Annotated in this window: 14 protein-coding genes and 1 pseudogene; 5 read left to right on the top strand and 10 right to left on the bottom strand. The window is 48.6% G+C overall.

The genetic code is table 11. The features are described from left to right. Window positions 1–72: 72 nt before the first annotated feature. Entirely contained in the window at window positions 73–591 is a 519-nt protein-coding gene (locus GPK83_RS03500) for a shikimate kinase (protein WP_117503494.1), read from the bottom strand. A gap of 295 nt (window positions 592–886) precedes the next feature. Here GPK83_RS03500 and aroE point away from each other — a divergent pair, with 295 nt between their 5' ends. Further along, complete coding sequence (gene aroE, locus GPK83_RS03495; protein ID WP_215704016.1) at window positions 887–1,876, top strand: shikimate dehydrogenase; 990 nt, start codon at window positions 887–889, stop codon at window positions 1,874–1,876. A 201-nt stretch (window positions 1,877–2,077) separates the two neighbouring features. Here the strand turns inward: aroE and GPK83_RS03490 are convergent, their stop codons facing one another. The 5 genes from GPK83_RS03490 to murI form a co-directional block, all read right to left on the bottom strand. Continuing rightward, entirely contained in the window at window positions 2,078–2,863 is a 786-nt protein-coding gene (locus tag GPK83_RS03490; RefSeq protein WP_215704015.1) for a hypothetical protein, read from the bottom strand. Further along, window positions 2,845–3,405, bottom strand: coding sequence for an RNA polymerase sigma factor (locus GPK83_RS03485; protein WP_015553637.1), 561 nt, complete (start codon window positions 3,403–3,405; stop codon window positions 2,845–2,847). Before GPK83_RS03485 ends, GPK83_RS03490 begins: the two co-directional genes overlap by 19 nt. Before the next feature lie 276 nt (window positions 3,406–3,681). Next, entirely contained in the window at window positions 3,682–3,891 is a 210-nt protein-coding gene (locus GPK83_RS03480; RefSeq protein ID WP_117513655.1) for a hypothetical protein, read from the bottom strand. Next, window positions 3,884–4,477: an NAD(P)H-dependent oxidoreductase gene (locus tag GPK83_RS03475; RefSeq protein ID WP_117484382.1), complete on the bottom strand. Its 594-nt coding sequence runs from the start codon at window positions 4,475–4,477 to the stop codon at window positions 3,884–3,886. Before GPK83_RS03475 ends, GPK83_RS03480 begins: the two co-directional genes overlap by 8 nt. A 36-nt stretch (window positions 4,478–4,513) precedes the next feature. Next, window positions 4,514–5,290, bottom strand: a complete 777-nt coding sequence (murI, locus tag GPK83_RS03470) for a glutamate racemase (protein WP_215704014.1) — start codon at window positions 5,288–5,290, stop codon at window positions 4,514–4,516. A 565-nt stretch (window positions 5,291–5,855) separates the two neighbouring features. On the opposite strand from murI, the gene GPK83_RS03465 reads away from it, so the two are divergent. Both GPK83_RS03465 and GPK83_RS03460 read left to right on the top strand, forming a co-directional pair. Further along, on the top strand, window positions 5,856–6,467 hold the full coding sequence (locus GPK83_RS03465) for a 50S ribosomal protein L25 (protein ID WP_215704013.1): 612 nt from the start codon (window positions 5,856–5,858) through the stop codon (window positions 6,465–6,467). A gap of 168 nt (window positions 6,468–6,635) precedes the next feature. After that, complete coding sequence (locus GPK83_RS03460) at window positions 6,636–8,228, top strand: AAA family ATPase (protein WP_117470750.1); 1,593 nt, start codon at window positions 6,636–6,638, stop codon at window positions 8,226–8,228. Window positions 8,229–8,421: 193 nt separating this feature from the next. Here GPK83_RS03460 and GPK83_RS03455 read toward each other — a convergent pair. Beyond that, window positions 8,422–8,574 (bottom strand): annotated as a pseudogene (locus GPK83_RS03455) (VOC family protein); the annotation flags it as partial. Window position 8,575: 1 nt separating this feature from the next. After that, window positions 8,576–9,055 (bottom strand): pyridoxamine 5'-phosphate oxidase family protein, encoded by a 480-nt coding sequence (locus tag GPK83_RS03450; protein ID WP_215704012.1) that lies wholly within the window; start codon window positions 9,053–9,055, stop codon window positions 8,576–8,578. 280 nt (window positions 9,056–9,335) lie between these two features. Here GPK83_RS03450 and GPK83_RS03445 point away from each other — a divergent pair, with 280 nt between their 5' ends. Then, window positions 9,336–10,193: a YitT family protein gene (locus GPK83_RS03445; protein ID WP_117470747.1), complete on the top strand. Its 858-nt coding sequence runs from the start codon at window positions 9,336–9,338 to the stop codon at window positions 10,191–10,193. 141 nt (window positions 10,194–10,334) lie between these two features. On the opposite strand, the gene GPK83_RS03440 is transcribed toward GPK83_RS03445, so the two are convergent. Both GPK83_RS03440 and GPK83_RS03435 read right to left on the bottom strand, forming a co-directional pair. Continuing rightward, entirely contained in the window at window positions 10,335–11,675 is a 1,341-nt protein-coding gene (locus GPK83_RS03440; protein ID WP_252196224.1) for an MATE family efflux transporter, read from the bottom strand. Beyond that, on the bottom strand, window positions 11,675–12,118 hold the full coding sequence (locus GPK83_RS03435) for a MarR family winged helix-turn-helix transcriptional regulator (RefSeq protein ID WP_117484379.1): 444 nt from the start codon (window positions 12,116–12,118) through the stop codon (window positions 11,675–11,677). The genes GPK83_RS03440 and GPK83_RS03435 overlap by 1 nt, the downstream gene beginning before the upstream one ends. Before the next feature lie 254 nt (window positions 12,119–12,372). Between GPK83_RS03435 and GPK83_RS03430 the strand changes: the two genes are divergently transcribed. Further along, window positions 12,373–16,299, top strand: a complete 3,927-nt coding sequence (locus GPK83_RS03430) for a hypothetical protein (RefSeq protein WP_215704011.1) — start codon at window positions 12,373–12,375, stop codon at window positions 16,297–16,299. Window positions 16,300–16,340 lie beyond the last annotated feature (41 nt).

The following is a 16,340-nucleotide window of genomic DNA, read 5'->3' as shown; positions in this document are numbered from 1 at the left end:
AAGCCTAGAGGAACCGCTCCCGAACCCCTGCGTCTGCGCCCGAAGACTCACCGGCGCGTACCTCTAGCCAATCTATTTCCCACAAACCTCAAGGATCTCCCCGCAGATTTCTTCTGCCGTCTTCCCATCCGTAGCAACCTTCACATCAGCCGCCGCCTCATACTTCGGCCTGCGCTTCTCCATCAGCTCTTCAATATACCCAACATTCATATTCCCATTCAGTACCGGTCTCTCCGTACTGTCCTTCACACGCTCGTAGATCGTCCCCGGCTCTGCCGTGAGAAGCACGATCTTCCCAGACTCCTTCATAAGCCGCACATTCTCCTCCTTCAAAACAGCACCTCCCCCACAGGAGATCACCGCCGGTTCCACTCCCGCAAAGCTTTTGATCAGCTCCGTCTCCAACTCCCGGAAATACGCTTCCCCCTTCTCCTCAAAAATATCCGCGATCGCCATCCCCTCATTCTCCACGATCATCTGATCCATCTCCACCTGCCTCGCCCCGGTCATCTCCGCCAGGCACTCCGCGTTCGTACTCTTCCCGCAGCCCATAAATCCGATCAGAAAAATATGTTCCTTCAATCCCGCCATAATCTAAATTCTCCTTTTCGTACTAATAGTCTCTCAAAATCTCTAACTGTTTTCTCCCACACCCAAAACACTTTTCCACTTTCATGCGTCATTTAGTGCAAGTATACCAGATTTTAACATACTCTGCAATCAAAGAACCTTCACATTCCTGATCTATTCCGCTTTTAGCCCTCTTTTTTAAATTTTTCTGCTTTTTACATTTTCACACTTTAAAATCATAAATTTTCTTTTGCATTTTCTTTCCTGCACTGTTATAATAAGGCAAGAAAAATCACTCCCCGGAGGTACACATAAAATGGAAAACACCACACCTGCAGCTTCCCCGATCACCGGACACACCGGTCTTATCTGTCTGCTCGGCAGCCCCTGCGCCCACAGCGTCTCCCCGATGATGCACAACGCATCCTTTGAGGCTCTTGGGCTCGACTACCGCTACCTCGCATTTGATGTCAATGAGGAGACACTTCCCACCGCAGTTGCCGGTTTAAAGGTTCTCGGTGCCCGCGGCTTCAACCTGACCATGCCGGATAAAAATCTCATGGTCTCCCTCTGCGATGAACTCTCCACCGCTGCCCGGATCATCGGCGCTGTAAACACGGTCGTAAACGAAAACGGACGCCTCGTCGGCCACAACACCGACGGAATCGGCTACATGCAGTCCATAAAAGACGCCGGTTACGATATCATCGGCAAAAAGATGACACTGCTCGGCGCCGGCGGCGCTGCCACCGCAATTCTGGTACAGGCTGCCCTCGACGGCTTAAAAGAGATCTCCGTCTTCGTGAGACCCACCAGCCGCTTCTACGACCGCCTGGTACATACGGTCGAGGAGCTCACTGAGATCACTGACTGCAGGATCAGGATCTGTGACTTCTCCGATGCAGACCTCTTAAAAAAAGAGCTTGCGGACAGCGCTATCCTCACAAACGGGACCTCCGTCGGCATGGCTCCCCACGAGGATACCTGCCCGGTCCCGGAAAATCTGACTTTTCCGAAAGACCTCATCGTCTCCGATATCATCTACAATCCGCGTGAGACAAAGCTCCTCACCATGGCTAAAAATCAGGGCAACCCGTTCTTCAACGGATCCTATATGCTCCTCTACCAGGGTGCCGAGGCCTTCCGTCTCTGGACTGGAAAGGAGATGCCAGTGGAGAGGATCAAGAAGGAATTTTTCTCTGATCCTTTTTATTCAAAAAGCAACTTAGATCACTTACGCCGTGTCATTGCTGCTTTAAACGCCGGAAACGGTATTTCACATGAGTTAATCTCTGACGAAAAATAAATACTCTACTTTTAAAGTTTCTATTTACACATGACCTCCAGAACCTGCCACCGACAGTTTTCTCTGGATGCATGGCATCAAAAAAGGAAAACGATCTGTCTGTGCAAACCATCAATACCACAAACAGATCGTTTTCCTTAATCAAATCTTTTATTTCAGGCTTTTATCATCTATCTTATGAACTGCCAGTTGTTTTATCTTCTACTTACTCTGTCCCGCAATAATCTCTTCCGCCATTCCAAACATCTCCTCAGCGCCGAGATCCTCACCAAACTTGAAGAGGCTGTAGCCCTGTCCGTCCATGTTCCACTCTACCGTGTAGGAAGTCATAACTTCGACCTTATCGCTGCCGTAAGCCAGGTTAAAATTGCCGTCTTCCTGGGCCTTTTTGTCCTCCTCGGTGAGCTCATAATCTGCCGGAACGAACTTGTTGGTCAGCTTGTAGAAACAGAGTTCTGTACCATCCTCGCATGTCCTCACCTCTGCCGGGGTGAGTTCTCCATCCATGCCGACTTCCGCGGAAAACGTGACATCCTCCATGCCGTCTTTTCCGTATGTGACGGAAAGCTGTGTTCCGTTTCCCAGTTTATTTCCATCTTTATCTTCCGTCTCATAGTTTACCGGCACAGCAGCCTTAAACGCGTACCCGTTGGAGAATTTCTCCGGGAAATCTACCATCGGTCCATTCTCCTTCTGAAGCTCCAGCGCCTGTTCATAGGTGTGGACTTCATCTCTTATATCGGTGCGGGATGTGATTCCCACGATCTTTCCAATCGCGAACGCCGTCATGCTTCCAAATACACAGATCGCTGCAACTGCTGCTACCGCTTTTTTCATAAAACCTTTCTTCATATAATTTCCCTCTCTTTCTATCTTCTCATATACATTTCTCCGGATCCGCGCCTCCCGCACCGATTCGTCCGGAAGTTCGCCTGCGCGGCTCTCAAACATATTTTTCAGTCTCTTTTCTAAGATAGGATCGTCCATGTTTTTCCTCCTTCCTCCTGTGTGAGGATTTGCTTCAACTGTTCCTTCGCGTGGAACAGCCTGGATTTCACCGTTCCCTCAAACACTCCGCAGACCCTTGCGATCTCGCGGATCGGCATATCATTGTAATAGTATAGGATCAACACGGTCTTCTGCTTCGGCGGCAGCTTTTCCACCGCCTCGTAGAGGATCCGCTCCTCTTCCTTCATAATGCAGTTTTCCAGGACGGACCTTCCGGTGTCCGCCTGCCCGGATGCAGGTTCCTCCTCCGGCTGTTCTTTCCGTGACTTTCTGCTGATCTTCCACGCGGACCTTGTGAGTATCCTGTAAAACCATGTCTTAAAGGCTGCCGGATCCCGGAGCTTCTTTCTGTTTAAATAGCAGGCGGTGAATGTCTCCTGGACAATGTCCTCGCTGTCCGCCGCGTTCCCGGAGATCAGCCAGGCCGCCCTGAGCGCCGGCCTCTCATACTTCTCCATCAGCTCCCCGAAGGCATCCATGTCCCCGTTGATCATGCGTCTCACGATATTCTCTTCATCCATGTCCTGCCTCCTCTCTTTTTTGATGCATCTGTCTTATAGAGACAGGCAATTGGGGGAAAGTTCATTTTTATCGGAAATTTCTTTTCTTCTTTATTCTTCCAAATATATAACTTATTTTTCCACCAGACATATTTATTTTTGTTTTTCTATCTACACTGACTTCCATCGCGTCTACCGTCAACCATTTTCATAGAGCCGCAAAAAACAGGACAGCCACCCGCATCCACGCAGATGATCTGTCCTGTTTCGATTGATGCCTTAATATGATTTTTCGTACTAATACCTTAACTTGATCCTAGAAAGCTCCACATCCACCTCATATCCATGGCTGTGAAGATACTCCTTCATGCCCTCCCGCGCGAGGTCGATATGATTCTTCGGGGCAACGGTAATGCTGCGGATCGGAAGCTTTTTCTTCCCTCCGCTTAAGTCGATCGCGATATATCTTATTGTAAAAAAGGAGATGAACCTGAGGAAATCACGCAAAGTTCCGGTATGTCCGGACTGCCTCCTCCTCTGCCGCCTTCATGATCTCTTCCACGGAATTGCCCTCGATGTCAAGCCCCTCTGCGGTATAGCACACAGTCTTATTGATTCCGTAATATACCTTGCAGAGTTTCTCGACATACTCATATCCGAGATTCAGAGCCCCGATGGAGCCACCGCTGGTGGTCACATAATGGAGACTGTCGGCATGGCACAGCCCACCCGGGATTCCCTTGGAAGAAAAGGTAAAGGTCAGCCCTGTCACACAGATCTGCTCCAGATAACATTTCATTCTCGCCGGGAAAGTAAAATCCCAGTACGGGGCCGCCACAAGGATCCGGTCTGCGGACGCAAACTGCTTTGCATAGTCAAACAGCGGTCCCTCATAAATTCCGGCCCTCGTGAGCTGTTCCCGTCCTGCACTCTCTTTTCCGGTAAAAAGCTTCAGATCTTCATCCTCCAGGCACAGGGTCTCGACCTCATATTCCCCGTTCTTGTTCATTTCCTTTAATAAAGCCTGCGCAAGTCTCTCCGTTCTTGAAATATCGCGGTTCACGCAGGCGTCAATGTACAATAATTTTTTCATACCTTTCTCTCCAGATATTTTTGATATTACATGTATCTATAAATTCAACAGTCTTCTCGAAAGCTCCAGAACATCCTCCGTATTCTTACTGTTAAAGATCTTCACCTCACCTCCGGACTCTTTCCCTGATAACAGTCCGCACTCAGTCAGGCGCTTTCTCGTCTGCTTCGCGGTTCCGAATCCGCCATCATAGATCGCCACGCCGGGCAGATGCTTCTGAATCTCATCTTTTACTAACGGGTAATGCGTGCAGCCGAGTACCACCGCGTCGATCTCTGATTTCTCGTACGGCTCGAACTGTTTTTCCAGATACTCATCCAGAACAGGTCCCTCCAACATTCCGCCCTCGATATACTCCACAAGTCCCGGGCACGGCATCTTGATGATATTCGCCTCGTCCTCGTAGACATGCAGCATGGAATTAAATTTTGTCTGGGAGAGAGTCATCGGAGTCGCCATAACGACAACCTTTGAGTGCTCTTTCGCAAGCACCGCCGGCTTCAGCGCCGGTTCGATTCCGATCACCGGAATATCCTTCTTCTCATACTCCTCCCTCAGTTCCCGGATCGCCACACTGGTTGCCGTGTTGCAGGCCACAACTATGGCTTTCGCCCCGCGTTCCAGCAAAAAATCCACATCCTTTTTTGTGAGATCAATGACCTCCTCCGGGGTACGTGTGCCGTAAGGGGCATTCGCGGAATCCCCGTAATATAAGAAATCCTCACCCGGCATCAGTTTCACTAATTCTCTCAAAACACTGATACCGCCGAGTCCGGAATCCAAAACACCGATCGGTCGATTGTCTGTATTCATAATGTTCACCTCATTGACTGCTGCAGCGATCCGCCTGATCTCATGCAGCGTATTATATGAATCCTCGTGTTCTCAGGCTATCATGTTTCATTTCCATGACCACACGTCTCTTTCCTGCATAACACCGGTTATTTCATCGAATTATTTCTTTGTGATGATCCCTTATATCTTATCACACTTTCCCCGTTTTGAACATCCACAGACTTTCTCCGCTCTGTTTTTGTGCACTTTTTAAAATTTAGGCCTTTATATTTTTCATTTTTGGTTAATCTGTTTCTCAAAACACTGCTATACTTACGCTGTAACAAGAAAGAAGCGGTAACTGTTCAGTACCTTCACAGTTACGCAAAAATCCATTCCGAATTGCCTGCGGCAATGGGATTTTTGCCTGCTGGCCAAAATTATGTTACGGTCAGCGCAGTAAATGCGCAGACCTATTGAACAGTTATTAGTCACAAACTTAACAAAACCCCTTTATACACTAAAGCTGAGGGCTGCTAAGCGAATCCGGCAGAACGAATACTGGTTCGTTTGCCGGGAATCAGATTTTTGGAGGAAAAGATAAATGACTACTTTAAAAGCTGAAAAAAGAAGCATGGATGTAAAGGCAAAGAGATTAAGACGTGAAGGATTTGTTACAGGTAATGTTTTCGGACATGCCATCGAAGGCTCCATTCCGGTAAAGATGAACGCTGCAGATGCTGAACGTCTTTTAAAGACCGAACATAAAGGCGGCCAGATCAATCTCGACATTGAGGGTCAGGTATATGATGTCCTGATCAAGGAAATTGACTACAATGCAATGACAAGAAAGATCGATGAGATTGATTTTCAGGCACTTGTAAGCGATGAGAAGGTTACTTCTACTGCTGAGATCGTTATCCTGAACCGTGAAGCTGTTATCGGCGGCGTTCTTCAGGAAGACTTGAGCGAAGTTGCTTACAGAGCATTCCCGTCCGCACTGATCGAGAAGACAACACTGGATGCTGCAGGTCTCAAGGTTGGTGACATCGTACATGTCAAGGATCTTGACATCGCAAAGAACAAAGACATCGACTTAAAGACTGATCCGGAGGCTGTTGTGCTCTCCGTCATCCCGGTTCACAACGTTGTTCCGGAAACTGAAGTTACAACTGCACCTGCTGCAGCTGCTGCTGAGGAGAAAGAGACCAAATAATCTCCGCGTCCATATATAGAAATGGATATAAAAATGGCGGTATCGCTTCAATGGTGAGCGATGCCGCCATTTTTACATCCGTAGGAAATGAACACTCCTTGTACTTCCCGCTGGAATCAAGTATAATAAAAACAATCAAAGACGCTTTTTCTAATGGGAGGAATTTGCATGGGAAGTTATCTGAATCCGGGGAATCTTTCATTCCGCGGTAGTCTCCGCTCTAAAATTTATGTCGACAAAAGCGAACTGATCGCCAGAACCAATGAAGCGCTTTGTACCGAGCAGAAATATATCTGTGTAAGCCGTCCAAGAAGATTCGGAAAATCAATGGCCGCTAATATGCTCGCCGCATATTATGACCGGAGCGAGGATACAACGGAATTATTTCAAAATCTTGCTATCAGTAAAGACAGATCGTATAGGGAAAATCTGAACCAATATGATGTGATCAAAATCAATATGCAGGAATTTTTAAGTATGTCTGAAACAATGGAAGAAATGCTGGAGATGCTTAAAAATTATCTGATTTTGGATTTTAAGGAGACATTTCACGAAATACAGTTTCGTGATGAAAAGAATCTGATTCAGGTCATGAAAGACGTATTCCGTTATACCAAATGTCCTTTTGTGATCCTGATCGATGAGTGGGACTGCCTGTTCCGGGAGTACAAGCAGAATAAAGAGGCTCAGAAAAAATATTTAGATTTTCTGCGCGCATGGCTGAAGGATAAGGATTATGTGGCATTGGCCTACATGACCGGCATATTACCCATTAAAAAATATGGCTCCCATTCCGCATTAAATATGTTTACAGAATATTCCATGACCGATCCAGGCGATCTGGCCGGGTATTTCGGCTTCACTGAACAGGAAGTATCCAGACTCTGCGATACATACGATATGAATTTCGAGGAAGCGAAAACATGGTATGATGGATATCATCTGATCGCACATCGCCAGAATGGTGATGAACATTACTCTATTTACAGTCCTAAATCGGTTGTGGAAGCCATGCTGCGACACAAGTTGGGAACTTATTGGAATCAGACGGAAACATATGAAGCCTTAAAAATTTACATTCAGATGGATATGGACGGACTGCAGGACTCTGTGGTCAGAATGCTTGCAGGTGAAGCAGTACAAATCAATATAGGAACTTTCAGCAATGATATGACCACATTTGCCACTAAAGATGATGTCTTGACATTACTGATCCATCTCGGCTACCTGACATACAACAGCGTAGATGGTACCGTTGCCATTCCTAATAAAGAAGTCTCACAGGAATATGTGAATGCAATCAGCACCATGAACTGGCATGGCGTGATCGACTCCGTAGAATCATCCCGTAAACTTTTAGAATCATTGTGGGCCATGGACGCCGACGCAGTTGCGGCAGGAGTTGACAAGGCTCACGATGAAATTTCGATTCTTCAGTACAACGATGAAAATTCTCTGAGCTGTACCATAAATCTTGCATTTTACTTTGCACGTGAATATTATACGATAATCCGTGAACTGCCTACAGGTAAGGGTTTTGCTGATATATGTCTGATTCCGAGAAAACTGCATTTAGATAAGCCTGCGGTAGTGATCGAACTTAAATGGGATAAAAGCGCATCTGGAGCTTTAGACCAGATCAGAGAAAAACAGTATGGAAATGCATTGAAAGATTATCATGGTAGTATATTACTTGTTGGAATTAATTATAACAAAACAACGAAGAAACACGAATGCATGATCGAGACTATGCAGAAATAAATATAGTATCACGTGAACATCAGCAATATCTTTCAGCTTAAAAGATCAGAAAAGTCGCTGAGTTGACAATTCTGTATTTCCCTGCTATACTGTCTTACAGCTCATCGGAGGGCTTGTAAACGCATTTACAAAGCTGGATAAGATGCCGAAGGATCGTTCGGTATTTTATCCGGCTTTTTTGTATAACTGGAACCTTCCATATCTTCTCATCCTGCAGCACAAGCCCTTCCGTCAGGATTATATTTCCGTCATTACCAAGTACTATATCAAGTCCAAACAGATCATGATAAAACCTTATCGATCTCTCAATATCCTTGACAACGATCAAAATATTCCTCAATCTCATTCTACTTTTCCTGCACCTCCTTGCCGCTCAAATGCTCGATCTCGATTTCAAACATCTGCACAGCCCTTCCCGCCTGCGCGATCTCCTCATCAGCCAGCTGTTCATTCGGATAATATTTCATCGCAAACCGTTTTAACATTTCCATTGCTTTCTCACTGCCATTTTCCATCAAATGACATCTCCCGAACACAACCGTACTCTGCATAAACGGTGCCCAGGCTTCCTCCCTGATCGTCTCATTTCCATAAACCGTAAAACATACCTTATCACATACCCGCAGAGCATCGACCTTATGCCCCGCGCGCGCGCCATGAAAATAGATTTTCCGGTTCTCCCTGTCATAAAAATAATTGAGCGGGATCGCATACGGATACCCATCATCCCCATTCACCGCAAGAACACCTCTCCTGCTGTTCCGCAGAAGTTCCTCCGCCGCGCTATCCTCGATCTTATTTCTCTTTTTTCGAATCTCTCTAAACATAATTCTACACTCCTAATTCATAATATTACCAACCTTATCTTTTCCTGCTCCAAACACCGGCAAATTCTTCCAGATCCATTATATCTCACACGATTGGATTCGTCATCCTCTTCCTTCTCCAACGCGTTTTCCAGCCCCGGTTATACTCCATATTTTATCAAGCTCTGTTTTTCACTTTGCCGCATACAAGCGCTCACACTGTAACGCGCACGTTTGACAACCACTCATTTTTCACATATGATTGACACGCAAATACTAATACGAAAAAGGGAATCTCACCATGTTTGAAAAACTAAAATATTTCTCCACGATCTTCTTCGGCACCTTCATCATCGCCGTGGGAGTCTATTTCTTCATGAACCCGAACCATATCATCAGCGGAAGTATCTCAGGACTCGCCGTGGTTCTCGTAAACTTTGTCCCGCTGTCCCTGTCCGCCATGACGCTGCTCTTAAACATCATCTGCATCATCCTGGCATTCCTCTTCGTGGATAAGACCTTCGGGACAAAGATCATCTTTATCTCCGTCCTGCTGCCGGCGCTCCTCTTTGTGTTCGAGATCCTGTTCCCAAATCCGGGTTCTCCCACAGGAAATATCGCCCTGGACGTGGTGGGAATGATCGTCGTGATCTGCTACGGACAGGCAGTCCTCTTTAACGCCAACGCCGCGTCCGGCGGTCTCGACATTATCGCGAAGATCATGAACAAGTACCTCCACATGGATCTCGGAAAGTCCATCATTATCGCCGGAATGGTGACCGTCGCAAGCTCCTATTTCGCCTACGACCTCCAGACCGTGATCATCGGCGCCCTGTCCACCTACTTCAGCGGCCTCGTCCTGGACTACTTTATCGACGAGTTCACCGGAAAGATCCGCGTCTGCGTGATCTCCGAGCACAACGATGATTTCAAGCGCTACGTCATCGAAACACTCCAGCGCGGAATCACCGTCTACACCGCAACCGGCGGCTACAGCGACACGCAGAAGGAAGAGATCCTTGCGATCCTCACCAAAAAGGAATATGGTCAGTTTATGGACTACGTCCAGGCAAAGGACCCCAACGCCTTCGTAACGATCTCCAACGTGAAGCGCGTGGTGGGAAGCTGGAATACGCCGAAGAGACGGACGTACTTCTAAGACCATGCGCCTCCAGAACCTGTTACCGGCATTCTCTGCAGAACACACACAATTCCTACAGATCCTGCCGCCAGCAGTTTCTTCCGAATTTATGCAGCAAAAAGGCTGATGCAGTTTCAAACCAACGCATCAGCCTTTTCTTTATTTCCTACTATTCTTCCATCCATTGATCGTCCTCCAATACACTCCCATCCCGGTCACTCCAACAAGCACCTCTGAGATCGGAAACGCAAACCAGGTAAACTGAAGTCCCAGAAGAGACAGCGCCCAGAAAATCGGGATCAGACAGAATATCTGGCGCATCACAGACAGGAACAGACTGACTCTTCCATTTCCGATCGCCTGAAAGAACACCGCTGTCATCAGTGAAAATACCGCCGGAATAAAACTCGATCCAATGATCGGAAACGCCGTTTTTCCGATTGCAATGACCTCACTGCTGTCCGAAAAGATCCGGAGCAGTTCCACCGGAAAGAACACGAAACAAACCCCCCCGATCAGCATAAACCCACAGGAAAACAGATAACTGTCCTTCATGGTCTCCCGGCATCTCCCATAACTCTTCGTCGCGTAGTTGAAACTCAGCACCGGCACAATACACGTCTGCAGTCCCATCAGCGGGATAAAGAAGAAGGTCTGCATCTTATAATAAAGTCCTAAAACCGTCACCGCGGAATCCGAAAATCCCGCGAGGATCGCGTTTAAGATCACAATATACACCGTGTACATGGCCTGCTGTAAAATCGATGCGTATCCAAGCCAGTAGATCTGTTTTATGTAAACCTTCATTTTCCGAAACTCCGGCGGCCTGCGCACTCCCCCGAAGGCCGTGATCACAGCCGCGGCCACCTGACCGCAGACTGTAGCGTAGGCAGCTCCCGCCACGCCCATCTGCGGCACAGGACCAAGTCCGAAGATCATGATCGGATCCAGGACGATATTAGTCAGCGCGCCAACGGTCTGGGCGATCATCGGGCGCCGCATATTTCCCCTGGACTGGTGTACTTTCGTCCAGTTTCCCTCTAAAAACGCGCCAATACTGCCGATGCAGACGATCCGCCCGTAGATCACCGCGTCCTCGATCGCCTCCGGAGACTTCGCGCTTGTCATGACATAGGGACGCATAAACACGGCCGCGAGAACCGCAAATATAAGCCAGGTCATGAATTCCAGAACCATGCCGGTTCCCGCTGCCTCCTCGGCTTTCTGCTGGAATTTCTGCGCATACTGTCTCGCCATGTACGTGTTGACACCGACACCGGTTCCCACCGCCAGGGCAATAATGATAAGCTGCAGCGGATAGATCACCGACAGCGCTGTCAGCGAATTTGCGGAATACTGACCGACGAAAAAGCTGTCCACGATGTTGTACATGGCCTGAATGAGCTGCGCCAGCATGACCGGCGGCGCGATCTTCAAAAGAATCTTCGGAATCTTTTCCGTGCGGAAGAGATCCGTTCCAGTCTCCATCTTCTCCTTCATCACTCTTCCTCCTCCAGCGCGTCTTCCAACACCCGGTCATACTCCATGAACAGCTCCGTCATCATCCGGATCCGCTCTGCTCCGAGCTGAGCCGCCGCCCGCTCCTCCATAAGACTTAAAGAATGCAGGAGCCGTTCCGAATACTCTTCTCCGCTCTCCGTCAGCACCAGCGCCTTCTCTTTTCCACGGCTCATCTCCTCGCTGACCGCAAGGATCCCCTCTTTCCGCATCTCCGTGATCACATGGTTCACCGTCTGCCGCGGCAGCATATAAGAATCGCAGACCTGTTTCTGTGTGCAGGATCCATATTCCCGGATCGTATAGAGCACCAGCATCCGGTTATAGCTGACCTTATTTTTCTTCGCCCACACCGAGTAGACTCTTCGGCACCGGATGATCGCCTGGTTTACCTGGTCGTGAAGCTTCTGTATTTCATGGTCCATAATCGTTTTCTCCTTTTCAATCCCATTTGAGACTGAACAGGAGTATACTCCCGTCACCATGATTTGTCAATCCCCGCAGCTCCGCTTCCACCATCAAAGTTCCACCTGCAATTCATGCCGATTTTCGACATCTTGTGCAGCGTTTATTGACAACACCCGAAAAAATGATATCCTAAAGATAACCGATTCCGTTGCAGGATCAGTTTTTTATACCATTTTTCAGCTTTTCTTACGAAAATAAAGGGGGAATCTCTATGAGAAGTACATATAAGAAACCACTGGCGCTCCTGCTGTCCGCGGCGTTGAGCTTTACACTGTCCGGCAGCCCCGTCTATGCGTCAAACAGCAGCTTACTGCCAGAAACAGGCACACGGAACGCACTTCCGGCGCAGACGGCAACCTCTTCCAATGCTGTCACGCCGTCCAACGCCCCGACTCCAGTGACTCCATCCAGCACTGCTGCCGCCACAGCCACATTTTCCAATGCCGTGGAAAGCCAGGATCCCGTTGTTTCCGTAGACTGGAAGGATTCTCACTGGGAATTTACAGATTTCTTTGACGCCCTCCGCTGGATCCGTGGGCTTGAAAACGTAACACTTACTCTGCTCGAAGATGTCATGGTCACGCAGCAGATAGAACTCACGCCAGCAAGATATAATATCTTAGATAACCTGACTGTTGATCTCAATAATCATACACTGTCCGGCAATTTTGATGATGAGGCTGTTGTGTATTTCAATCCCGCGACAGCATATCATATCGCATTTAAAAACGGAACCATCGAAAATACAGCGGAAAATGGCACTGCCGTTCAGTTATGGGACGGCCAGATAACCATGGAAAATGTAAATATCAACGGTGATTTTGTTATTAAATATGATTTTCTTAACCTCTACAAGAGCTATACACCGACCTTCCTCGGCGGCGGAACGATCAGTAAACTCCGCACGGAATCCGAAAATCTGGCGAATTTCGGCAATTCCCTGGCCCCAGGATGTTACTTTGTTGATCCCGATGGCAGCCGCGTGCTGGGAAATGCCCTGGAACGCAGCACCAAACTGGAAAACGTCACAGTCATGACATGTGAGCATGAACAAGGATTTGTCAGGGATCCTGACCCCTTCTTTACCAGATATATCTGTCCAGTCTGCGGCAATGCCTGCACACATGATACCCGCAGTTCAAATGACAGGGAATGTGAGATCTGTCATATGGAGATCAACGACATTGTGTACAATCCCGGAGAGACGGAATATGTCACCTCCTTTAACGATGCAACGACTGCCGCGTATCCTTTCAGCAGCAGGATCCTTCTGTTAAGCGATCAGGATTCATCCTCCAATTTCATCCGCGATCATATGACCGTTGATTTTAATGGTCACACAATGACATGGACCGGAAGTTACGGTAACACCACGGTCTCTCTTTCCGGTACAGGGGTAACATTTCTGAATACCGGTACCTCCCAGGGACACTTTATCGGCACGATCAACCTTTGGGGATCTTCTGGATCTTCTCCCAATCTGATCATCCCGGCCGACACAAACCTTCTCATCGATGCTCTCGAGGTCAAAGAAGGAACTGCCTCCCTCGCCGGCGGTACCTTCGGCACGATCACTATTTTAAACGGCAGTGCCCTCACTGACCTTCTCGCGCCGGGATACTGCTACGAACAGAATGGTCAGATCATCGTTCCATCCGACAGCGACACAAAACTCACCAATGTGTCCGTAGTTCCCTGCGACCACACTTCGGCAGCCGTGACGACCACCAGCGGATCCACGATCATCTACAAATGCCCCTGCGGCAAGGTGACCTACACAGGCAGCGTGACAAAAGACGGAAAGACTCTGTACTACGTGGATCTTCAGGATGCTCTCGATCATGCGTCCGGCGGTACATTCCGTTTTCTCACTCCGTCTCTCAATACCCGGCTTATTGTCCCGGACAATGTGACGATCGATTTCACCAATATGTCGCTGTACCACGATACTTCAGACGCAGAACTGACCATCGCCGGCAGAGTCACACTCCTCAACCTTGAAACTTCACATGCTCTCATCCAGAATATTCCGATCGTCGTCAAGTCCGGCGGTACACTGATCGTTCCAAAAGACTACAGCGCTTCAGAGAGGAACCAGTTGGACCTGTCCAACGGATCATCCATCACCATTGAGTCTGGCGGACATGCTGAACTAGACAGCGGTACATACGGCTGGATCTACGCATACAAAGACAGTGAGATCCATGTTTCCGACTGCAGCACCCCGGTCCTTGTTATGAAGGACGGCAGCAGGGCAGTCCTGACCGGCGGCAGCTACCGGTCGCTCTATCTGGAAGGGCTCTGTGACGTAAAGATCTCAGGCGGAAGTTACGACAGAATTGAGATCTTTGAAACAGACCTTCAATCAGCTTTGGTCCGTCCGAAAGTCACTTACGCGGATTTCTCCGCTCTGCTGACGAATGGATCAGGATTTCAGAAGTCTGACGGCAGCTGGCTCTCCAAGAACGATGTAACCAGTTCTCCCGAATATATGAACAGAAAAAGTAAATATATTGAAGATGTGACCGCTGTGGATGCGCCTGTCCAGGATGCAGCCGTATATGCCCGGATTTCCGGTACAGAGTACAAAGAGTCTGTGAACGTCCAGTACAAAGCACGGACCGGCAGGGAATTCAGCCTGATGCCTGATATCCACTTCAGATCAGATGTAACTCCGTCTGCCTCCTGCCAGTGGTACCAGGTAAATTCCGACGGCAGCATGACGGAGATCGAAGATGCCTCAGACATGGCTCTCCACCTCTCTCCGACGATACCCGTCGGCACATACACCTATGCCGCGGAGATCACCTGCGGCGGATATATCTGCTACAGTGACCCGTACACCGTGACCGTCACTCCCCGGGAACTGGAGCTGACCGTCGATGAAGATTTCATCTCAAAAGTCTATGACGGTACAGCGGATGTACCCGACATAAAGCCTATATTCATTGCGGCTGGCGGCGGAGATCTCCCGGATGCAGACGAGATCACATGTCTGATCGGCGATTCCTGGTACTTTAATTCTCCAGCACCAGAAACACCAAATCCAGATTTTTCCGATGAAAAAGGGGTAAGCTTCCTCTGCACCCTGACAAACCCGAACTACTCGTTTGCAGGCGGGGAAACGGAAAAACGTTTTTTCTGCGGTCAGGCACCGTACATCAAAAAAGCCACCGCATCCAATGCAAAACCAGGAACCATGACTGTCCTCAATCATACGGAAGCCGCGTACCGCTTTGACCTCAGTTCCCTTCTGCCGGAGCTCGACACGCCGAAGAAATACGGCACGGTCGAATACCATCTTGAGGACGTGGCTCTCGGAGACTATTACGACAGCGGCGCGTCCATCTGTGATGGAGTACTGACACTTCCGGTCCGTCCGGTGGATTCTGCGCTGGAGCAGCAGATCGGCACCGTGACAGTTAAAGTCATCTCCCAGAATTACCATGACTTTCTCCTCACGCTCCAGGTCAGCGCTGTCAACAATAAGCTGCCCGACAGCGGCAAAGACAATAAGCCAGGCGGGAACTCCGGCGGCAATACTTCCGGCGGTGGAAATTCTTCCTCCAATGGCAGTAATTCCGGCGGAAACAGTTCTTCCGACAGTGACAGCGATTCTTCCTATGAAGATACGTTCCTGTCCTCAGACTACTCCGGACAGGCACAGTCCAAATCTCCGTCCACGATCAGCATTCCATCCGCTGTACCGGATAAGAACGGTAATGTAACTCTCGATCACAATATGATCCAGTTCGCCATCAAAGCCGCCCGGAAAACTGTGAAAAAGAATGGCAGATCTGCAAACGGTATCGCGGTGTCCATCCCTGTGGTATCAGAAAAGAGTCATTCCGCATTCTCCGTGACGATAAGTGCCCGCATTCTCGACACACTGATCCGCGAAAACGTGACTCATTTAGCGCTCGGACTTGACGGCGCTTCGACCGCAGACCTAGATGCAGACCTGTTAAGATGGCTGGATGCCAGATCTGCCGATGCAGATATCCTCATCAGGATCCAGCCAGCAGTCCAGATCACCGGCAGCGCAAAACCGGCTCATACGCTGTCTGTATTTCTCTTTACTGGCGGAAAAGAGACACCTGTCACTGATTTTGGCAATCTCTCGATCACAATAAAATAATTATGCGTATGTTTTCTTACGGTCAACGCAGCAAGTGCGCC

This window comes from Clostridium sp. MCC328 (assembly GCF_018785465.1).
GTDB classification, from domain to species: Bacteria; Bacillota; Clostridia; order Lachnospirales; family Lachnospiraceae; genus Pilosibacter; species Pilosibacter fragilis.
Note: the sequence above shows the minus strand (reverse complement) of the source record. Positions and strands in the feature narration are given on the sequence as shown.